We start from the raw sequence: 18,554 nt of genomic DNA on the forward strand, positions 1-18,554 counted from the left end.
CCCAACGAGGAGGTATCATGAAAAAACTGTTGATTGCATCGCTTGCAGCCATGATTGCATTGTCTGGAACAGCCTTCGCGCAAACGGCGGCCGACATGAACAAAAATCTGGATGGCCTGTTTGGCGAGCATCAAGCCTATGCCGACTTCTTCACCAAGCTGAAGTCTGCGATCGGTTCCGCCGACAAGGCGACTGTCGCCGGTCTCGTCTCCTACCCCTTCTCGGCGCGCATCAACGGCAAGGCGGTCAAGATCAAGGACGCGAAACATTTCACTACAGACTACGATCAGGTGATTACCGCCAAGGTGAAGGATGCGGTGGCGAAGCAGAAATACGAGACGCTGTTTGCCAACGCGCAAGGCGTCATGATCGGCGACGGCGAAATTTGGTTTGCCAAGGCCGGCAAGGACGTAAAGCATATGACTATGCAAATCACGGCGGTGAACGATTGAACTCGATCACTCCTGCAAGTCCTTAAAAAAGACCGGCAACAAAAGGCTGCCAGATGGCGGCCTATCTCTCTCCGCTCTCTCCCGCAAACGGCCCCGATTGTGCATCGGTTGTTTCGATCCACTCGTTTGTCCGCGGGAGGGAGCATCGTGGCTCAGGCAGGATTTGTCCGTGGTCTTAATAGAGGAATGACGGGTACGGTGGAATTCCCGATCACGACTTCTCGCCGCGAGCGCTGTCCTCGGGTGGCGTTGGCTCAAGCTCGGCATCGAACAGCTTCGACAATGTTTTCAGGATCTGCTGAACGCCGGGGTGATCGCAAGAATAATATCTGAATTGCGCCTGGCGGCGCACTTTCACGATACCGGAATGATGCAGCCGCGTCAGATGCTGGCTCAGCGCCGATTGCGATATTCCCAGCTTCTTGGCCAGGCTGTTCACATCCTCCTCGTGGCGGGACAGATGAATGCAAACCTCGAGACGTTTGGGATTGGAAAGCTGAGTGAGAAGATCTGCGTGGTAGATGAGGCGCTCATCTTCCGTGGTCTGATCTGAGTACATTGCGCGGCCGATCGTTGATAGTTAAACTGCAGAGCCCCCGGCATCGCACGATGATAAACGCAAAAATTGCAAAATTATGGTCTGAATTATTGCAAAAAACATTGCGCCTTCGCGGAGCAAACGGGCCTCCCATTCAGGCCGATCGCCACCGATCAGCCTCTCCACAACCGACAACTAGGGTCCTGTTGTAATTTGGGAATATGTTCCACCTTTCGTTTTGCAATTATTCTGTAACAAAATCGAACGAAATGCCTTGTTTTTGTCCGTCTTTTGACATCGCACTGCTAATTAAGCTGCTTATCTTCTGCTGCAACGAACAGGAGGTAACCATGATCCATAGGGACTTGACGATCGCCGAAGTTCTCAAAGATCCGCTGATCCGCCAGGTCATGCGCGCAGATCACATATCCGTTTCCCGGATGGCCGATCTGCTGCAGGATGCCGCCCGCAGGCAGGAGCTTGCCTTATCCGCCAACCTTGCGCCGATTGCGCATGCGACAGCGCGGTCGGTACCGCAGGTCGATTTGCGCTGATATCATCGTCTGCCGACGACAATCGCCACGTGATCGGCGATTGCCGTTATCTTCGCGTCTCCCCAGTCTTGGTTTCGCAACGCGTTGGATCTGGCGTCAAAGTGCGCCGCTCCGATTGAGCGAGATCGCATAGATGCTGGTCGTCGCCGTCATGAACAGTTTGTGCTTGCCACGGCCGCCGAAGCAAAGATTGGAGACCGTCTCCGGGACCAGGATCTTGCCCATGAGATGGCCGTCCGGCGCGATGCAATGTACGCCGTCGGCGGCCGAAGACCAGAGATTGCCGTCGCTGTCGAGGCGCATGCCATCGGCGCAGCCTGGTGAAATCGCGTGAAACACATCGCCACCGGACAGCCGCCAGCTTTCGCCGACATTGAAGACGCGAATGTGCTGCGGGTCGTTGCCATGCATGCGGCCGGTATCGGCGACATAGAGCTTTTTCTCGTCGGGGCTGAAGGCAAGTCCGTTCGGGCAGTTGAAATCCGTCAGGACGGCGGCGATCGCGCCGGAGGGATCGACACGATAGACATTGCAAGGCAATTCCTGCTCGCTTCTGTGCCCCTCATAGTCCGTCGCAATGCCATAATGCGGATCGCTGAACCAGATGGCACCGTCCGAGGCGACGATGACATCATTCGGCGAGTTCAGCCGCTTGCCCTGATAGCTGTCCGCAATGACGGTGATCGATCCGTCATATTCGGTGCGCGTCACGCGCCTGCCTCCATGTTCGCAGCTGACGAGCCGACCCTGACGGTCGCGTGTATGACCGTTCGAAAAATTCGAGGGTTCGCGGAAGACGCTGACGCCGACGCCCGGTACCCAGCGCATGATGCGATTGTTGGGAATATCGGAGAAGAGCAGGCAATTCAGATCTCCGAACCAGACCGGCCCTTCGACCCAATCGAACCCGGTGGCGATCTGCTTGACGGGAGCATTGCCGAGGATGAATTTCCCGAAGGCCGGATCGATGATCTCGAAGAACGACATTATGACAATACCTCCCATAAGGTTACATCTGGAGATCGATGTGTTATCGATAACATATTGAATTGAGTCCACAAGCGGGAGGATAGTTGCATGAGCCATGTTCTGGCGTCGAGTGTCTTGAGCGACGAAGGCGTGATGACGCTGTTGACGGCCGCCATCGCCGCGGCCACAGAGATGGGGCAGCCGCAATGTATCGTCATCGTCGATCAGTCCGGCGTGACGCTCGGCTCCTTCCGCATGCGCGGTTCACGCTTCCAATCGCTGAAAAGTGCGGCGGCCAAGGCACAGACCGCCGCCTCCATTGGAGCGCCAAGCCACTCCTTGCCGGAACATGCCAGGGTGCCGCTGGCGGTCGCGACTCATGGCGGGATGACCGGCTTGCGCGGTGGCTTGCCGATCCGCCTTGCAGGTGCGCTTGTCGGCGGCATCGGTGTCGGATCGGGTTCCGGCGAACAGGACGAACAGGTGGCACGCGTCGCCCTCAAGGCGATCGGCGCCGATCTCGACTAGCGGAAAGACGACATCCCTCGGATCTCGCCGATCCGAGGGATGTTGCACTCTCATAGACAATTAGGCGAAGACGATCTGTGCTTTCATCGCCTTGCTTCGATCCGAAGCGATCTCGAAGGCGCTGATCGCCTCGGCAAGCGGCAAGGTGTGCGTGATGAGTGGCCGCACGTCGATAAGGCGCTTGCGCATCAGATCGACGCCGACGGCAAACTCCTCATGGAAGCGGAAAGAGCCGCGCAGCTCCAGTTCCTTGGCGGTGATCGCCATCATCGGCAGGCTCATGTCACCGCCGAGACCGAGCTGCACGATGATCCCGCGCGGGCGAAGCGCTGCGATACCGCCGACCAGCGCGGCAGCGGCGCCCGAGCATTCATAAAGGACATCGAAGGTGCCCTTGTCGGCGGAGTAAGCGACAAGTGCCTCCGGCTCGTTCTTCGTATTGATGATCCTGTCGGCGCCAGCCTGCTTGGCGAGCGACAGGGTGAAATCCGAAAGATCGGTCGCCACGATCTCGGCAGCGCCCGCCCGGCGGGCAGCCAGGATCGAGAGCACGCCGATCGGACCGCAGCCGGTCACGAGAACGCGCTTGCCGAGCATCTCGCCTGCGCGTCGTGTGGCATGCAAGGTGACGGCCAGCGGTTCCGCCATCGCTGCCTCACCCGGCGTCAGGCCATCAGCCGGCACGCATTGGATGGCATCGGCGACGAGCGTCTCGCGAAATGCGCCCTGAATATGCGGAAAGGGCATGGCACTGCCATAAAAGCGCATGTTGAGGCATTGATTGGCCAACCCCTGCAGGCAATAGCGGCAGGTCCGGCAGGGGCGGGAAGGGGAGACGGCAACGAGCTGACCGACCTCAAGGCCTTGCACGCCGTCGCCGAGGGCGATGACTGTTGCGCTGACCTCATGCCCCAGGATCATCGGCTCCTTCAAGCGCACCGTGCCGAAGCCGCCGTGATGATAGTAATGCAGGTCGCTGCCGCAGACCCCGCCGGTCGCGAGCTTCAGCTTGACTTCTCCCGCACCTGGTTCCTCCTCCGGACGATCCTCGATCCGCACATCCTTGGCGGCGTGAGCAACGATGGCTTTCATCTTTTTCTCCTCAAAGAACGGGTGTCGGCAGAGCCTGGCCGGCGAAATGGGCGGCGAGATTGTCGCGCACCAGCTTGCCCATGGCCTTGCGCGTCTCCAGCGTGCCGGAGGCATGGTGAGGCTGCAGTAGCACGTTGTTCAATGCTAGGAAGCGCGGATTGAGCTTCGGCTCGCCTTCGAAGACGTCGAGCGCAGCCGATCCGAGCTTGCCAGCCTCCAGCGCGTCGAGCAGTGCTTCCTCGTCGATATTGGAGGCTCTGGATATGTTGATCAACATGCCTTCCGGGCCGAGCGCTTCGATCACCTCACGGCCGACAATATGCCGGGTTGCCGCTGAGGCGGCGAGCGTGACGAACAGGAAATCCGATTGTTTCGCGAGCTCGACCGGATCGGCCACGAAGGCCATGTCGGCTGCGTAGGATTTCGCCTCGACATCGGAATAGGCGATCTGCATGTCGAAGCCCTTCAGGCGCTTGGCGACTTCGAAGCCGATGCGGCCGAGACCGAGCACGCCGGCACGCCGTCCCCAGACGCGGCGCTTGAGGGGGTAAAGCCCCTTCTGCACCCAGCTGCCGTCGCGTACCCAGGTCTCGGCACCAATCATGCCGCGCGACAGGCAGAGCATCATGGCAACCCCCAGGTCCGCGACGTCGTTGGTCAGGACGTCGGGCGTATTGGTGACGCGAATGCCGCGCTCGCGGCAGGCTTGCAGGTCGACGGCGTCAAAGCCCACGCCATAGACCGAAATGACCTCCAGATTCGGGCAGGCCTCGATCATGGCCCGATTGGCGCCGAGCTCGCCGCGTGTGGCGATGGCCTTGATCGACGGCCCGACGTCGGTAAGCAGTTTCGCCTTGTCGTCGGCCTCGAAATAGCGATGCACCTGAAACGCCGCATCGAGCGGTTCTTGATCCCATTGCGGATAGGGGCCAATCTGCAGGATCGGTGGCTTGTCCATCTTTCATGTCCTCCCTTGACATCAAATGTTATCGATAACATAAACAAGGAAGACAGGCATTGTCGAGATAAAAACGGAGGAAACGATGTCTCTTGGTCTTTTCGATCTGAAAGGGCGGCGAGCCCTGGTGACGGGTTCTTCCCAGGGCATCGGGCTTGCGCTGGCGAAAGGTTTGGCGGCAGCGGGCGCGGAGCTGGTTCTCAACGGACGCGACAAGGATAAGCTCGCCAAGGCGGCTGAAAGCTTCGAGGGTAAGGTGCATCTGCTGGCATTCGATGCCACGGATCATGAGGCTGCGCGGCAGGCTGTCGATGCTTTCGAAGCGGAGACGGGCGCGATCGATATCCTCGTCAACAATGCCGGCATGCAGTTTCGCACGCCGCTCGAGGATTTTCCCGCCGACGCCTTCGAGCGGCTTCTGCGCACGAACATATCGAGCGTCTTCAATGTCGGTCAGGCCGTTGCGCGGCATATGATCAAGCGCGGCGCCGGAAAGATCATCAACATCGCAAGCGTGCAGACGGCGCTGGCGCGGCCATCGATCGCGCCCTATACGGCAACCAAGGGTGCGGTCGGCAATCTCACCAAGGGCATGGCGACGGATTGGGCCAGGTATGGGTTGCAATGTAATGCCATCGCGCCCGGTTATTTCGATACGCCATTGAATGCAGCGCTGGTTGCTGACGCCGATTTCTCCGCATGGCTCGAAAAGCGCACGCCCGCCGGCCGCTGGGGGCATGTCGAAGAACTGGTCGGCGCATGCATCTTCCTGGCGTCCGACGCTTCCTCCTTTGTCAACGGTCATGTGCTCTATGTCGATGGCGGTATCACAGCCTCGCTCTGACGGCGCTGAGCTGCGCCGCTTCGTCGTCATGGGCGTCAGCGGCTGCGGCAAGTCGTCGGTCGGTTCGGCGATCGCGGCGCGCATTGGCGGCATCTATGTCGATGGTGATGATCTTCATCCACCGGCCAACGTTGCCAGGATGAGTGCCGGCATTCCGTTGACCGACGCCGACCGATGGCCCTGGCTCGACAAGGTCGGTCAATGCCTGGCCTTGGCGAATGAGACGGCGCTGATTGGATGTTCGGCGCTGAAGCGCATCTATCGCAATCGGATCCGCGAGGTTGCCGGCGCGCCGGTTTGCTTCATTCATCTCGCTGGCACGCGGGAAACCATCCTGAGGCGTCTGGAAGCAAGGCGGGAGCATTTCATGCCGTCGGCTTTGCTCGACAGTCAGTTTGCCGCGCTCGAGCCGCCTGGCGCTGACGAACGGGCGATCACTGTCGATATCGATCAGCCGCTGGATGCGGTGGTGGCGGCTATCATAGCCGCATTGGAGGAGGACCAATCATGAGCAACAACGTGGCGCTGATCGGCGCCGGCGCAATGGGCGGTGCAATCGGCTCCCGCCTGGTGGAGACCGGCAATCGGCTGACGGTTTTCGATCTCGACAAGGACAAGGTTGCCATCCTGACCGCAAAAGGTGCGATGGCGGTCGACAGCGCCGCGGAGGCGGCAAGCGTTTCCGATTTCGTCATCTTGAGCCTCAATTCGCCCAGGATTGTGCATGCCGCGGTATTCGGCCCGGGCGGTGTCGCCGAAGGCGCCAGGCCGGGAACGCTGATCATCGACATGTCGTCGATCGATCCTGACGCGACCAAAGCGTTTGCCGTCGAAGCGGCGGAAAAGAGACTGCGCTGGGTGGACAGCCCGCTTTCCGGCGGCGCGCCGAAGGCGCTGATCGGGCAGCTGACCCTGATGGCTGGCGGTAACGAGCAGGATGTCGCGGATGCGCATCAGGTCCTGCGCCATGTGGCTTCGAACTACACGCATATGGGCCCTGCCGGTGCGGGCCAGACCACGAAGCTGATCAATCAGGTTCTTTGCGCATTGAACTTCCTCGCGGTCGCGGAGGCGACGCAATTGGCGCTGGATGCCGGCGTCGATGCCGCCAAGATCCCGCAGGCGCTGAAGGGCGGACGAGCCGACAGTGCTATCCTCCAGGAATATATGCCGCGCTACGTGACCAAGGATTATCGCCGCACCGGCCGCATCGACAACATGGTCAAGGATCTGAACGGCGCCCAGGATCTCGCCCGCCGGACCAATACCGCCATGCCGCTGACGGCGGTCTGTGCCGAGATACACCGCATGCTGACGGCTTCCGGGCTCGGCGGCGAAGATCAGGCGGCATTGATGGAATTCTTCAAAGGACCGAACAAGGAGATTGCCGGATGATCACCCGATACGCATTATTCGAGGGTAAAGTCAGGGAAGGGGAGGCGGAAGCGTTTCGTACGGCCGTCATGGAAACCATCCTGCCGAAGTGGAAGCAGTTTCCCGGCGCGCTCGACGTACGGGTCACATTCGCCGAAGCACGCGACGAAGGCGCGCCTGAGTTTCCGATGATCCTGGCCGTCAACTATCCCGACATGGCTGCCGTGGAAAAGGCCCTGGCTAGCCCGGTGCGGACCGAGGCGCGGGCTGCGACGGAAGCCGTCCTCTCCCGGTTCTTCGAGGGACGCATCCATCATCATGTGACGCTTGCACATGAGTTTCAGCTATAAGCAGTCTTACAAGATACGCTTCGAGGCGAATGCGGAATGAGCCCGTACCCGCATAAGGGGATGAATGGGGCGGGCTCTTGCCATCCTGGGAGAGGCATACTACTCTGATGGTAACGATAACATAGGCCGTCGATGAGCAACGATCGCAAAACGCCCACCATGGCAGACATAGCCCGCGTCATGGGAGTTTCTCCGATGACGGTATCACGCGCCTTCAAGGCCGACAGCCTCGTCAGCCCGCAGACGCGTCAAGCCATCCTGGAGACGGCGGAAGAACTGGGCTATGTCTTCGACAGCATGGCTTCCAACCTGCGCTCGCAGAAGTCGGGCTTTGTCGCCGTCACCATCCCATCCATCAACAATGCCAACTTCGCCGATACGGTCGGCGGTCTCTCCGATACCCTGTCGAAGCGGGATATGCAGATCCTGCTCGGCTATACCGACTACGATGTCGAGGAGGAGGAGCGGCTGATCGAACAGTTGCTGCGCCGCAAGCCGCAGGCAATCGTCGTCACCGGCGGCAGGCATACGGTGCGCGCGCGCCGGCTCTTGCAGACCGTGGCAATCCCCGTGATCGAGACCTGGGACATCCCGACCGATCCGATCGGCCATTATGTCGGCTTTTCCAATACGGCCGTCATGCGAGACATGGTGGACCATTTCGTTGCGCTCGGCTGCCGGCGCATCGCCTTCATCGGTGGTGATGTCGAACGGGACTCACGCGGCAGCGAGCGCCGGCTCGGCTTCATCGCCGCGATGCAGGCGCATGGCCTCGATGCTTCGAGATTGATCGCGGCGGGGCCGCCGCCGATTTCGATGCGGGAAGGCGCCAATGCCATGGCGAAGCTGATCGAGCTCTATCCGGATACGGAGGCGGTCGTCTGCGTCTCGGATCTTGCCGCCTACGGCGCACTGACCGAATGTCGTCGGCTCGGGATTCCCGTGCCGGAACGCTTTTCCATCGGCGGCTTCGGCAATTATGAGATCGGCGAGGTCTGCGTGCCGACATTGACGACGATCAACGCCTTCGCGCGGGAAATCGGCGAGCGGACTGCTGAGTTGATCCTCGATATTCTTGATGGCGCGCAGTCGGTCACCGACGTTAAGATTTCGCCGCAACTGATTGGGCGCGATAGCAGCCGCCGAGTTTAGCCCTTTTGCCGAATGAAGTCGCGCGACCCGTAGGCCGCGCCACATCTTTTTGCCGGGATTACTTGCCCCAGATCTTCTTGTATTGATCCTTATAGCCGTTATCCGGATCAAAAGTGTTCTTCGGGCCGCCATCGGACTGGATATTGTCCGCCGTCACCACATGCAGCGGCGACAGGTAGCCGGACCATTTTTCGCCGGTGAATGCACGATTGAGTTCATCGACCAGTTGCCAGCCCTGGAGATTGAGGGGTTCGGCGACCGTCACCTTCTGGAATTGGCCTGCCCTAATACGTTCATAGGCGGATTGCGAGCCGTCGCCGGCGGCGACGTTGATCGGCGCATCGGTGCCGCCCTTGCCGGCGGAGGCCAGCGACGGACCCATGAAGTCGAAATAGAGGTCGTTGATGGCGAGCGAGTGGGTCCAGCTGTCACCGTATTTCTGCAGGAGCGAAGTGGTCAGCTGGGGCATGCGCTGCGATGTCTCGGCGATCGGGGTGTCGACATATTCGAGCACCTTGCCACCCAGCCGTTCGATCTCCTGCTTCATCTTGTCCGCCTTGGCGATGGCGATCGCATAGGTGGAGTCGGTGAAGATGATGACGCCCGGCTTGCCCTTGGCATCGACGAAAGCCCAGTCGGCGGCCGCTTTCGAGACTTCCATGGCATCGGTGCTGACATTGGCGAAGAGGCCGTTCTTGTCATCGGGGCCGATGACCGGGCCGGCATGCCAGGCGACCAGCGGGATCTTGGCGGCCTTTGCCTGTTCCAGCGCCGGCGCCTGCTCGACGGCATCGAAGCCGTCGATGATGATGCCGGCTGGCTGCAGCGCTATCGCCTGACCGAAGGCAGCCGTGCGGCCGCCGATCGAGCCCGCGCCATCGAGAACCTTCACCTGCCAGCCGATCGCCTTGGCTGCTTCCTCGACGCCGTTGCTGACGCCGAGAATGCCGCCATTCTTGAGATCGCCCGCGAGCACGACGATGGTCTTGCCGGCCTGCGCCTTCGGGCCGGTCGTCGGGCCATCCCATTTGGTAACCGGGGTTGCATATTTGTCGACGACGGCCTTTGCATCGGCCATCGGATCGGCATAGGCCTGCCCGGCGCATAGCACCAGTACCGCGGTCGTGGCTTGCAGGAATTGTCTACGGTTCATGTCTTCTCCTCCCTTTGGACATTTGAACTTCAGATGACTTCATTTCTCCGCCGGCTGGGCGGAGAGCTGCGGTGTCTGGGCCGGCGCCATGCGCCCTGCATGGCTGCGGCGGCGCTGCGCATAGCCGGCAATGCCGATGGCGACGAGCAGGGTCACGCCATTGAACAAAGGCTCGACATAGAAGGAGCCGCCGAATTGCTGGATGCCGGCAATGCCGACCGCCAGGATGATGACGCCGATCATCGTGCCCCAGACATTGACGCGGCCGGGCTTGATGGTGGTCGAGCCAAGGAATGCGCCGACCAGTGCTGGCAGGAGATATTCAAGCCCGACGCTTGCCTGACCGATGCGCAACTTGGAGGCAAGCAGGACGCCGGCGATGGCGGCAAGCGTGCCCGAGGTGACGAAGGCGCCGATGACGAAACGGCGAACCGGGATGCCATTGAGCGCGGCCGCTTTCGGGTTGGCGCCGATCGCATAGATGTAACGGCCGATCGGCAGATATTCGAGGACGATCCACATGACGAAGGCAAGCGCCAGAACGTAGATACCAGTGATCGGCAGGCCGAAGACCATGGTGCCGTTCAGCGCATAAAATCCCTGCGGTAGCATGCCCACGACCTGCCGCCCGCCCGTATGCCAGAGCGCGATTGCATAAAGGACCGTGCCGGTGCCAAGCGTTGCAATGAAACTGTCGATCTTGGCGATCTCGACAAGAAGGCCGTTGAGGAAGCCTGTCAGCGCGCCAAGCGCGATGACAACAAGCACGGCGACCGGCCAGGGCAGGCCAAACATTGTCTGGAGGCTGATCGCAAGCACGTGCCAGAGCACGATGCCATAGCCGATCGTCAGATCGATGCGCCCCGCCGCCATCGGAATCATTGCCGCAAGCGACAGGATGGCGATGATCGTCTTGTCCGAAACGATCGAACGCAGGTTGAGCATTGTTGGGAATGTCTGCGGCAGCAGAATCGAGAAAAGCAGGATCAGCAGCACGGTCAAGATGACGAGGCCGTAGACAGGCAGCAGACGCTGGATCTTCTGGCCGAGGCTCATGGCCGAAAGCTCGGCGCGGGTCGGCTCAAGCGCATTGGATTCGATCGATTGCATGGTGTTTTTCTCCGGTTCAGGCCGCTTCGGATGCCGATGCGGCGGCGATGACCGCCGGTGTTGTCAGGTCGGCGCCACTAAGCTCGCGCACGATCCTTCCGCGTGAAAACACCAGGGCACGATGGCAGATATGAGCGATTTCCTCGAAATCGGTGGAGACGACGAGAACGGCAAGGCCAGCCTCGACCGCCTCGGCGATCAGGCGATAGATGTCGGCCTTGGCGCCGACGTCGACGCCGGCTGTCGGATCTTCGGCGATCAGCAATTTGCGGCCCGTTGCCAGCCATCGTCCGACCACGACCTTCTGCTGGTTGCCGCCCGACAGCGCCTCGATGGCGAGGCTCTGATCATTGGGCCTCAGACCGACGCGGCTGCCGAGAGAATGGGCGATTTCCGCTTCCCGGCGCGGCGACAGGAACGAGAACAGGCTCCTGCCGGACGCGCCCGGATTCAGGAAGGTATTTTCACGCAGGCTGAGCGACATGGCGACGGACTCTTCGGTCCGGTCCCTGGCGATCAGGCCGATACCGGACGCCATCGCCGCCACCGTACTGGAAAGGTCCGGTTCTATCCCGTTCAGTCGCACCGTGCCTTGTGACGGCTCGCTGCCGAACAGCGCGCGTCCGATCAGCTCCTGGCCCGCACCGCGCAAGCCGACGAGACCGAGCAGTTCGCCCTGCCGGATATCGAACGATACCGGTCCGGCGCCGCGGCAGGAAAGCTCCTTGACCGAAACGACGGCAGTTCCCGCCGTTCTTTCCGCCTTGACGAACAGTTGGTCGGCCTTGCGCCCGACGATCATGCGGATGAGCTCATCCGGCGTCGTCTCGGAAACCGGCTTCTGGCCGACCAGCTGACCGTCGCGCAAGACGGCAACGCGGTCGGCAATGCGGAAGATTTCGTCCAGCCGGTGTGAGACGTAGATCATGGCCACGCCGCGCTCTTTCAGCGGGCGGATGGCCGCAAACAGTTTCTCGACCTCATCGGCGGGCAGGCTGGCGGTGGGTTCGTCAAGGACCAGCACATCTGCTTCGACGGCGAGTGCGCGGGCGATCGCGACGAGCGATTTTTCCGTGCGCGTCAGTTCCTGGACGCGGGTCGATGGATCGAAGTCGCAGCCCACGAGCTTTAGCGCTTCCGCGGTACGCCGCTCCGTCGCGCGCCAGTCGATCAGGCGGCCGCGCAATGAATAGCCCTGCGCAAGGCCGACATTCTCGCCCACAGTCATCCATTCGATCAGCCCGAGATCCTGGTGGATGAAGGCGACCGGCTGACGCTGGTTGGGTTGCGGCGGGCGGTGATGATAGGGCTTGCCGCGAAACAGGATCTGTCCGCCATCCGGCTTGTAGATGCCTGCCAATGTCTTGATGAGCGTCGATTTGCCTGCGCCGTTTTCGCCGAGAAGCGCAAGGATTTCACCCTGCCTGAGATCGAGCGACACGTTCGACAGGGCGCGCGTCCCACCAAATTCCTTGGTGATCTCGCAAAATTCGAGCAGCTTTCCGTCGTCCATCCTGCTCCTCCCAAAGCGTCGATGAGAAGAGGCTATGTTATCGATAACATTCCGTCAAGACCTTCTGTTCCCGACCCCATTGCCGGACGCATTCCTTTAACATTGAAAGAATTGAATTCTGTTTTGCTCAAATGATTTCCTTTATATGTAAAATAAAGAGATCAGAGATCGCAATCATCTTATGAAATGACAATATTTCTCGCTAAGCGTTCATAGTACTAACTGTAGTTGTATTCTTCTGGGCTCGGACTAATATTTCTTGGGTAGTGCGCTCGGATCATATTTCGTCTAGAATTATTTGCTGGGGATACGAATGACGAGCTGCTGCTGCACGCATTGAGCAAATTCGGAAGGAAGGCGTCTCACTGCATGCATTCGAGGGAATTTTTTGACGTACGTTACTCAATCGGTATTCAAAATTGACAACGCCGATGCCGAAGAGATGACGGCGCACTATGCGAGAACCCTGTTTCCTGCCGTTGTCGAGCCGCTCAAACGACGCGCTTCGATTTCGGTGGAGGACCGACATTATACGGTCGGGTCCTGCAGCGTATGGAACGGGAAATGTCATTCCGGAATGAGCGTGACGCTTCCGGGCGGTCCCGATGCCTTTGGTCTCTATCTCCCAACCATGGGCAAAATGCTGATCGATGCAGGAGGACGGCAGCTCGTATCGGAAGTAGGCAAGGGCTTGCTTGCGGATATGTCGTCGTTCGAAAAGCTGACCCTGGATGAGCGGCGCGGCCATATGGGCATCGCCTTCGAAAAATCGGCAATGATCCGTCAGCTGAGCGAATTGCTGGACGCGCCCGTTCTCGACGATCTGGAAATGGGCGGCACCGTTGATCTCATGACGCAAAGAGGCGCGCAGATCGCGGCACTCGGAAGTTTGATCTGGCAGAATCTGACGGCCGACGATGCGGACCGCTCTTCCCCGGCGTTCAGCGAACGTCTGTTGCAGGCGATGATGATCGCGCTGCTGGAGGTGGTGCCGCATAACTATTCCATGCAATTGCGCAAGCCGGTTTCGCCGGCAATGCCGAAACAGATGAAGCGTGCGATTGAATACATGCATGCCAATGTCGGCGCCGATATCCGGATTGCCGAAATTGCCCGCGAGGCCGGCACAAGTGTGAGGTCGGTTCAGGCTGCCTTTCAGCAGTTCAAAAACATGACGCCCCTCAACTATCTGAGGATGATCCGTCTGCAGGGCGTTCGCAGAGCGCTGCTGGATTGCGGACCTTCACGGCCGGTCGCCGAAATGGCACGCGATTGGGGATTTTCCCATATGGGGCGCTTTGCGGCGCTCTATCACCAGGCCTTCGGCGAAATGCCGTCCGAGACCGCCAGAAGGCCCCGGAACGACAATAGATAGGGCGAGGTCTGCTGAGCGAATGCAGTCTCGCCCGAATGAGGCTCATTCGCCGACCGCGTTCACAATACGGTTCTTGCGCACGCGCACTGGCCTCTTCCAAGATGTTCGTGAAGTGCGTCCGCGTCTCCAGACTTACCGGCTGATGTCGATTTCAACGTCGGTATTGCTCATCAAACTCGTCATGAATTGCAGATTATGGTCTTATGATCTCAACCGTGTGGAAACGACAAAAACGGAAAGCAACTCTGATGCGACGGCCTCGCATAGCCATAATACTTGATGAGAATACCAGCACCGGCGGAACGCGCTACGAAGCGGCTAAAGGGTATTTTCGGGCGGTGAGAGACGCGGGAGGGCTTCCTCTCGGCATCCCATATCTGCCCGAAGTCATAGACGTCGTTTTGAATGAGTTCGACGGCCTGGTGGCTGTGGGCGGCCGATTTGCCTATCCCGACGACTGGTACATCGCTGGGCAGGTCTCCAAAGCCCCGCCGTCCGAACGTTTCGAAGTGGAGAAGGCAATCGTAGAGGGCTATCTGGAAAGCAATAAACCCATCCTCGGCATATGCGCCGGGATGCAGATGCTCGCATGCTTGAACGGATGCCGCCTCACTTCCGATTTGCGTGAGTCGTTTCCGGCTGCGAACGAGCATGACAAGCGAGACCATCTTCATGCCATCGAAATTCTGCCGGGAACGCGGCTGGCGGAGATAATCGGAGCATCTCGCATCGAAGTGAACACATTCCATCGTGAAGCGATCGTGCAATTGTCACCGGCTGTGACGGCTAGCGCCCTCGCGGAAGACGGAATCGTCGAAGCTATCGAAGTCGTCTCCAGCTCTTTTGCGATCGGCATTCAATGGCACCAAGAGCTATTTGCCGAACTGGAGCATCCCGGAAACGCATTATTCCGTGGTCTCGTAGCGGCGGCATCCTAAGGTCCAGTACGCCGTTCGCCAGTCAGGCCATGCAGCCAATGCCTGACGACGAAATGGGACTGGCCGATGTCGCCAGGGCATCCAACACACCGGTCGCGAAGCTTCAAAAGCATCGATTGTCAGCTGAAACTCGCAAAGCGATCGTCAAAGGAAACTCGCTTCAAATAGCTCGCGCGCGTAAGCGTTATGAGTCACGCTGGCCTGTATGTCCGCTTTGGTGAGTTCGTCGACGAACTGGCCGCCCTTCATGATCAGGACCCGGTCGCACATATGGCCGATGACTGCGAGATCGTGGCTGACGAGGATATAGGTCAGCGACCGTTCTTCGCGTTGATCGGCGAGCAGATTGAGGATCTCGGCTTGGATCGACACATCGAGCGCCGATGTCGGCTCGTCCAGCAACAGGATTGGCGGCGACAGGATCAGAGCCCGGGCAATCGCCACGCGCTGGCGCTGACCGCCGGAAAGCTCGTGAGGATAGCGATTGGCGAAAGCCGTGGGCAAGCCGACCTGCCGTAGCGCCTTTTCCACCTTGGCCCAGACATCGTCATGCCCCATGGCCCGCAGCGGTTCGGCCAGCGCAGTGCCGATCCGGTGCTTGGGATGAAGCGATCCATAGGGATCCTGAAACACCATCTGCGCATGGCGCAGTTCGTCTCGCGTCCTGATCTTGCCGACGGCCTTGCCGGCAATTTCGATCGTGCCGGTCCATCCTTTTTCCATTCCGGCGAGGCTGCGCAACACCGTCGATTTGCCGCATCCGGATTCGCCGACAATTCCAAGCGTCTCGCCGCGGCTGACCTCAAAGCTGACGCCGCGCACGACATGGTTTTGAACCTTGCCAGACGTGAAAACGACATCGAGATCCTGCACCTTGATCATCACGCGCGCTCCAGTTTTGTCCTATCGAGTACGGCGAGACGGCGTACCGGGTGATGCGGATCGGGCAGGGCAGCCATGAGCCCCCGCGTATAGGGGTGCTGCGCGTCTTCCAGCCGGGTCAAGGTTTCGACAATGCGGCCGCCATACATGACGATGATGCGCTCGCAGAAGGCCGCGACCATGCGAATGTCATGGCTGATGAGCAGAAGGCCGGAATTGTTTTCGCGTACGAGTTCGTCAAGCAGGGTCAGAACATCCTTGCGCACGCTGACATCGAGTGCCGATGTCGGCTCGTCGGCAATGACGAGCTTCGGCTTTGCCAGCAGCATCATGGCAATCATGACGCGCTGGCCCATGCCGCCGGAAATCTGATGCGGGTAGAGGGCCATGACGCGGTCGGGATCGGCAATTCGAACCCGTTCGAGCATGGCGCGCGCCACATCCCGGGCAGCGCTGCGGCGGGCGCCGAGATGAAGGCGGGCGGACTCTGCGATCTGCTTGCCGACCGGTAGGACCGGATTGAGCGAATAGCGTGGATCCTGCATGATCAGCGCAATATCCTTGCCGCGTAGCGCGCCCATCTGCCGCTCCGTTCTGTCGAGCAGCGCGGCGCCATTCAGTTCAAGACGTTCGGCCGTCACCGCCGCGCTCGGCGGCAGCAGGCGCATGATTGCACGCCCGGTGGTGGATTTTCCGGAGCCGGATTCGCCGACGATACCGACGCGTTCGCGGCCGACATCGAAGCTGACATCCGAGACGGCCGAAACGGAATTGCGACCGAAGCGGACATTCAGTCCCTTGATGGAGAGAATGGTGTTGGGATCACGATCTTGCATGGCGAGGATCCAGAATATCGCGCAGCGCATCGCCGGCGATGTTGAAGGCTAGGCTTGCCAGAAGGATGGCAATGCCGGGCATGACTGCGACCCACCAGAAATCGAGCATGTATTTGCGGCCGCTGGAGATCATCGCGCCCCATTCGGGCGCGGGCGGCTGCGCTCCCAGCCCGAGAAATCCGAGCGAGGCGGCCGTCAGAATGATGCCGGCCATATTGAGCGTCACGCGTACGATCACCGAGGGAATACACATCGGCGCGATATAGAAGAACAGAATGCGCAGCTTGGAAGCGCCATAGAGCTGCGCGGCGGCAACATAGTCGGCATTTCGGACCACGAGCGCTTCCGCGCGCGCCAGCCGCGCGATCGGCGGCCATGCGGTCAATGAAATCGCGATGATGGCGGTGTTAAGCCCAGCTCCCAGTGCGGCGGCGAAGGCGAGAGCGAGGATAAGCGAAGGGAAAGACAGCACGATATCCGTCGCGCGCATCAGGAAAGCGTCGATACGGCCACCGAAGAAGCCGGAAATGACACCGATCAGAAGGCCGATCGGTCCGACGATAACGGAAATCGACAACACCGTTTGAATGGTAATGCGAGTGCCGAAGATCAATCGGCTGAGAATATCGCGACCAAATTCATCCGTTCCGGCCAGATGCGCGAGGCTGGGCGGCTTCAGCGCCTCGGAAAGCTGCTGCACGTTCGGATCGTATGGCGCCAGCAGCGGCGCGAAGATTGCAATCAGGCAGAAGAGGGCGAGAACGACGAAGCCGGCAAGCCCGAGTGGCTCGTGGCCGAGCTTGCTGCCTGCGCGCTTCAGTGATGTACCCATGCGGGTGAGGATGCCCGGCGGGCGAACATCCGCTTCCGTTTGGACGGCGTCGGTCATCGGCTTGCCTCCCTGGTGCGCGGGTCGAATACGGCATAGGCGATATCCGCAAGGAAATTCAGAAGCATAAAGGAAAAACCGACGACGATGGTTGCAGCCAGGATGGCGTTCATGTCACCGATCATCAGGGCATTGGTCATGTACTGCCCGATGCCGGGCCAGGAAAAGACGATCTCCGTGACCACGGCGCCCTCCAGAAGACCGCCGTAAGAGATGGCGAGAACGGTAATGAGCTGGACGGCTATGTTCGGCAGAACATGGCCGATGACGGTCTGGACCGGGCTCGCCCCCTTGGCGCGCGCGGCGATCACATAGTCCTGGCTCAATTGCTCCAGCGTGAAGCTGCGTGTCATGCGCGTGATATAGGCGACCGCCGCATAGGCCAGAATGCTGGCCGGCAGGATGATATGGGCCAAGGCGTTCCAGAAGATGTCTGTTTCGCCCGCCAGCAGGCTGTCTATCAGGAGCAGGCCCGTCTTTGACGGGACGATACCCTCGTAATAGACGTCGACCCGGCCCGGTCCGCCAACCCAGTTCAGGCCTGCATAGAAGACGACAAGTCCAACGATGCCGAACCAGAAAACGGGGATGGAATGGCCGACAAGGGCAATGATGCGTGCGATCTTGTCGATCAGGCTGTCGCGGAAGAGAGCCGCGACGAGACCGAGCGGCACACCGACGAAGGTCGAAATGATGACGGCGAAGGTGGCAAGTTCGAACGTTGCCGGAAAGGCCTGAGCCAGGTCAGAGGAGACCGGATTGCCCGTCAGGATCGCCGTTCCGAAATCACCATGAGCCAGCCCCTTCAAATAGATGAAAAACTGCTGGTAGATCGGCAAGTCCAGGCCGAGCCGCTGGCGCATCGCCGCGTAGGCTGATGGATCCGCCAGTTCGCCAACGATGGCGCCAACCGGATCGGCCGGCAGGACGCGCCCGATGACGAAAGTGACGCAAAGGAGGATGAACAGGCTGATGATCAAATGCGCGATACGGCGTCCGAACTCAGCGGCGGATAGTTCCTTCATGGTCGCTGCCTTCGATAATTGC

21 protein-coding genes are annotated in these 18,554 nt (G+C 60.0%); 10 read left to right on the top strand and 11 right to left on the bottom strand.

Features of this window, described 5'->3' with window-relative positions; translation table 11 throughout:
• The first annotated feature begins 17 nt into the window (after positions 1–17).
• Positions 18–452 carry a hypothetical protein gene (locus tag CCGE531_RS22205; RefSeq protein ID WP_120667834.1) on the top strand — a complete coding sequence of 145 codons (435 nt, stop codon included), beginning with the start codon at positions 18–20 and terminating at the stop codon, positions 450–452.
• Between the two features lie 211 nt (positions 453–663).
• On the opposite strand, the gene CCGE531_RS22210 is transcribed toward CCGE531_RS22205, so the two are convergent.
• Positions 664–1,011: a metalloregulator ArsR/SmtB family transcription factor gene (locus CCGE531_RS22210; protein WP_120667836.1), complete on the bottom strand. Its 348-nt coding sequence runs from the start codon at positions 1,009–1,011 to the stop codon at positions 664–666.
• 329 nt (positions 1,012–1,340) lie between these two features.
• Between CCGE531_RS22210 and CCGE531_RS22215 the strand changes: the two genes are divergently transcribed.
• The gene (locus CCGE531_RS22215) at positions 1,341–1,544 is read left to right on the top strand and encodes a hypothetical protein (protein WP_120667838.1); all 204 of its coding nucleotides are present in this window, start codon (positions 1,341–1,343) and stop codon (positions 1,542–1,544) included.
• A 96-nt stretch (positions 1,545–1,640) separates the two neighbouring features.
• On the opposite strand, the gene CCGE531_RS22220 is transcribed toward CCGE531_RS22215, so the two are convergent.
• Entirely contained in the window at positions 1,641–2,531 is an 891-nt protein-coding gene (locus CCGE531_RS22220) for an SMP-30/gluconolactonase/LRE family protein (protein WP_120667840.1), read from the bottom strand.
• Between the two features lie 90 nt (positions 2,532–2,621).
• Here CCGE531_RS22220 and CCGE531_RS22225 point away from each other — a divergent pair, with 90 nt between their 5' ends.
• Positions 2,622–3,041, top strand: coding sequence for a heme-binding protein (locus CCGE531_RS22225; RefSeq protein ID WP_120667842.1), 420 nt, complete (start codon positions 2,622–2,624; stop codon positions 3,039–3,041).
• Between the two features lie 60 nt (positions 3,042–3,101).
• Here CCGE531_RS22225 and CCGE531_RS22230 read toward each other — a convergent pair whose 3' ends face one another.
• Both CCGE531_RS22230 and CCGE531_RS22235 read right to left on the bottom strand, forming a co-directional pair.
• Positions 3,102–4,133 (bottom strand): L-idonate 5-dehydrogenase, encoded by a 1,032-nt coding sequence (locus CCGE531_RS22230; protein WP_120667844.1) that lies wholly within the window; start codon positions 4,131–4,133, stop codon positions 3,102–3,104.
• 10 nt (positions 4,134–4,143) lie between these two features.
• Complete coding sequence (locus CCGE531_RS22235; RefSeq protein WP_120667846.1) at positions 4,144–5,091, bottom strand: 2-hydroxyacid dehydrogenase; 948 nt, start codon at positions 5,089–5,091, stop codon at positions 4,144–4,146.
• 85 nt (positions 5,092–5,176) lie between these two features.
• Here CCGE531_RS22235 and CCGE531_RS22240 point away from each other — a divergent pair, with 85 nt between their 5' ends.
• The 5 genes from CCGE531_RS22240 to CCGE531_RS22260 all read left to right on the top strand — a co-directional run bounded on the left by CCGE531_RS22240 (position 5,177) and on the right by CCGE531_RS22260 (position 8,811).
• Positions 5,177–5,935 (top strand): SDR family oxidoreductase, encoded by a 759-nt coding sequence (locus tag CCGE531_RS22240; protein ID WP_120667848.1) that lies wholly within the window; start codon positions 5,177–5,179, stop codon positions 5,933–5,935.
• Positions 5,910–6,446, top strand: a complete 537-nt coding sequence (locus CCGE531_RS22245) for a gluconokinase (protein ID WP_120669316.1) — start codon at positions 5,910–5,912, stop codon at positions 6,444–6,446. The genes CCGE531_RS22240 and CCGE531_RS22245 overlap by 26 nt, the downstream gene beginning before the upstream one ends.
• Complete coding sequence (locus CCGE531_RS22250; RefSeq protein ID WP_120667850.1) at positions 6,443–7,330, top strand: NAD(P)-dependent oxidoreductase; 888 nt, start codon at positions 6,443–6,445, stop codon at positions 7,328–7,330. Before CCGE531_RS22245 ends, CCGE531_RS22250 begins: the two co-directional genes overlap by 4 nt.
• Complete coding sequence (locus CCGE531_RS22255; protein WP_004120191.1) at positions 7,327–7,659, top strand: hypothetical protein; 333 nt, start codon at positions 7,327–7,329, stop codon at positions 7,657–7,659. Before CCGE531_RS22250 ends, CCGE531_RS22255 begins: the two co-directional genes overlap by 4 nt.
• A gap of 132 nt (positions 7,660–7,791) precedes the next feature.
• Positions 7,792–8,811 carry a LacI family DNA-binding transcriptional regulator gene (locus tag CCGE531_RS22260; RefSeq protein WP_120667852.1) on the top strand — a complete coding sequence of 340 codons (1,020 nt, stop codon included), beginning with the start codon at positions 7,792–7,794 and terminating at the stop codon, positions 8,809–8,811.
• Between the two features lie 58 nt (positions 8,812–8,869).
• Here the strand turns inward: CCGE531_RS22260 and CCGE531_RS22265 are convergent, their stop codons facing one another.
• From CCGE531_RS22265 to CCGE531_RS22275, 3 genes are read right to left on the bottom strand one after another with little or no spacing between them, the layout of a single operon-like run.
• Positions 8,870–9,964, bottom strand: a complete 1,095-nt coding sequence (locus tag CCGE531_RS22265) for a substrate-binding domain-containing protein (RefSeq protein WP_120667854.1) — start codon at positions 9,962–9,964, stop codon at positions 8,870–8,872.
• A 39-nt stretch (positions 9,965–10,003) separates the two neighbouring features.
• Positions 10,004–11,074, bottom strand: coding sequence for an ABC transporter permease (locus CCGE531_RS22270; RefSeq protein ID WP_120667856.1), 1,071 nt, complete (start codon positions 11,072–11,074; stop codon positions 10,004–10,006).
• A 16-nt stretch (positions 11,075–11,090) separates the two neighbouring features.
• The gene (locus CCGE531_RS22275) at positions 11,091–12,587 is read right to left on the bottom strand and encodes a sugar ABC transporter ATP-binding protein (RefSeq protein WP_120667858.1); all 1,497 of its coding nucleotides are present in this window, start codon (positions 12,585–12,587) and stop codon (positions 11,091–11,093) included.
• A gap of 388 nt (positions 12,588–12,975) precedes the next feature.
• Here CCGE531_RS22275 and CCGE531_RS22280 point away from each other — a divergent pair, with 388 nt between their 5' ends.
• Both CCGE531_RS22280 and CCGE531_RS22285 read left to right on the top strand, forming a co-directional pair.
• Positions 12,976–13,962: an AraC family transcriptional regulator gene (locus CCGE531_RS22280; RefSeq protein ID WP_162943979.1), complete on the top strand. Its 987-nt coding sequence runs from the start codon at positions 12,976–12,978 to the stop codon at positions 13,960–13,962.
• Between the two features lie 248 nt (positions 13,963–14,210).
• On the top strand, positions 14,211–14,900 hold the full coding sequence (locus CCGE531_RS22285) for a gamma-glutamyl-gamma-aminobutyrate hydrolase family protein (protein WP_120667860.1): 690 nt from the start codon (positions 14,211–14,213) through the stop codon (positions 14,898–14,900).
• 144 nt (positions 14,901–15,044) lie between these two features.
• On the opposite strand, the gene CCGE531_RS22290 is transcribed toward CCGE531_RS22285, so the two are convergent.
• From CCGE531_RS22290 to CCGE531_RS22305, 4 genes are read right to left on the bottom strand one after another with little or no spacing between them, the layout of a single operon-like run.
• The gene (locus CCGE531_RS22290; protein WP_120667862.1) at positions 15,045–15,782 is read right to left on the bottom strand and encodes an ABC transporter ATP-binding protein; all 738 of its coding nucleotides are present in this window, start codon (positions 15,780–15,782) and stop codon (positions 15,045–15,047) included.
• Complete coding sequence (locus tag CCGE531_RS22295) at positions 15,782–16,618, bottom strand: ABC transporter ATP-binding protein (RefSeq protein ID WP_120667864.1); 837 nt, start codon at positions 16,616–16,618, stop codon at positions 15,782–15,784. The genes CCGE531_RS22290 and CCGE531_RS22295 overlap by 1 nt, the downstream gene beginning before the upstream one ends.
• Positions 16,605–17,507, bottom strand: coding sequence for an ABC transporter permease (locus CCGE531_RS22300; RefSeq protein WP_120667866.1), 903 nt, complete (start codon positions 17,505–17,507; stop codon positions 16,605–16,607). Before CCGE531_RS22300 ends, CCGE531_RS22295 begins: the two co-directional genes overlap by 14 nt.
• Positions 17,504–18,532, bottom strand: a complete 1,029-nt coding sequence (locus tag CCGE531_RS22305) for an ABC transporter permease (RefSeq protein WP_120667868.1) — start codon at positions 18,530–18,532, stop codon at positions 17,504–17,506. Before CCGE531_RS22305 ends, CCGE531_RS22300 begins: the two co-directional genes overlap by 4 nt.
• Positions 18,533–18,554: the final 22 nt, after the last annotated feature.

This window comes from Rhizobium sp. CCGE531, assembly GCF_003627795.1.
Classification (GTDB): Bacteria; Pseudomonadota; Alphaproteobacteria; order Rhizobiales; family Rhizobiaceae; genus Rhizobium.

Bases quoted from the DNA above. Each gene is read 5' to 3' on its own strand.
- CCGE531_RS22215 (WP_120667838.1), top strand. From the start codon at position 1,341: ATGATCCATAGGGACTTGACGATCGCCGAAGTTCTCAAAGATCCGCTG.
- CCGE531_RS22220 (WP_120667840.1), bottom strand. From the start codon at position 2,531: ATGTCGTTCTTCGAGATCATCGATCCGGCCTTCGGGAAATTCATCCTC.
- CCGE531_RS22300 (WP_120667866.1), bottom strand. From the start codon at position 17,507: ATGACCGACGCCGTCCAAACGGAAGCGGATGTTCGCCCGCCGGGCATC.
- CCGE531_RS22275 (WP_120667858.1), bottom strand. From the start codon at position 12,587: ATGGACGACGGAAAGCTGCTCGAATTTTGCGAGATCACCAAGGAATTT.
- CCGE531_RS22265 (WP_120667854.1), bottom strand. From the start codon at position 9,964: ATGAACCGTAGACAATTCCTGCAAGCCACGACCGCGGTACTGGTGCTA.
- CCGE531_RS22235 (WP_120667846.1), bottom strand. From the start codon at position 5,091: ATGGACAAGCCACCGATCCTGCAGATTGGCCCCTATCCGCAATGGGAT.
- CCGE531_RS22305 (WP_120667868.1), bottom strand. From the start codon at position 18,532: ATGAAGGAACTATCCGCCGCTGAGTTCGGACGCCGTATCGCGCATTTG.
- CCGE531_RS22225 (WP_120667842.1), top strand. From the start codon at position 2,622: ATGAGCCATGTTCTGGCGTCGAGTGTCTTGAGCGACGAAGGCGTGATG.
- CCGE531_RS22205 (WP_120667834.1), top strand. From the start codon at position 18: ATGAAAAAACTGTTGATTGCATCGCTTGCAGCCATGATTGCATTGTCT.
- CCGE531_RS22285 (WP_120667860.1), top strand. From the start codon at position 14,211: ATGCGACGGCCTCGCATAGCCATAATACTTGATGAGAATACCAGCACC.
- CCGE531_RS22255 (WP_004120191.1), top strand. From the start codon at position 7,327: ATGATCACCCGATACGCATTATTCGAGGGTAAAGTCAGGGAAGGGGAG.
- CCGE531_RS22295 (WP_120667864.1), bottom strand. From the start codon at position 16,618: ATGCAAGATCGTGATCCCAACACCATTCTCTCCATCAAGGGACTGAAT.
- CCGE531_RS22230 (WP_120667844.1), bottom strand. From the start codon at position 4,133: ATGAAAGCCATCGTTGCTCACGCCGCCAAGGATGTGCGGATCGAGGAT.
- CCGE531_RS22290 (WP_120667862.1), bottom strand. From the start codon at position 15,782: ATGATCAAGGTGCAGGATCTCGATGTCGTTTTCACGTCTGGCAAGGTT.
- CCGE531_RS22260 (WP_120667852.1), top strand. From the start codon at position 7,792: ATGAGCAACGATCGCAAAACGCCCACCATGGCAGACATAGCCCGCGTC.
- CCGE531_RS22245 (WP_120669316.1), top strand. From the start codon at position 5,910: ATGGCGGTATCACAGCCTCGCTCTGACGGCGCTGAGCTGCGCCGCTTC.
- CCGE531_RS22250 (WP_120667850.1), top strand. From the start codon at position 6,443: ATGAGCAACAACGTGGCGCTGATCGGCGCCGGCGCAATGGGCGGTGCA.
- CCGE531_RS22270 (WP_120667856.1), bottom strand. From the start codon at position 11,074: ATGCAATCGATCGAATCCAATGCGCTTGAGCCGACCCGCGCCGAGCTT.
- CCGE531_RS22240 (WP_120667848.1), top strand. From the start codon at position 5,177: ATGTCTCTTGGTCTTTTCGATCTGAAAGGGCGGCGAGCCCTGGTGACG.
- CCGE531_RS22210 (WP_120667836.1), bottom strand. From the start codon at position 1,011: ATGTACTCAGATCAGACCACGGAAGATGAGCGCCTCATCTACCACGCA.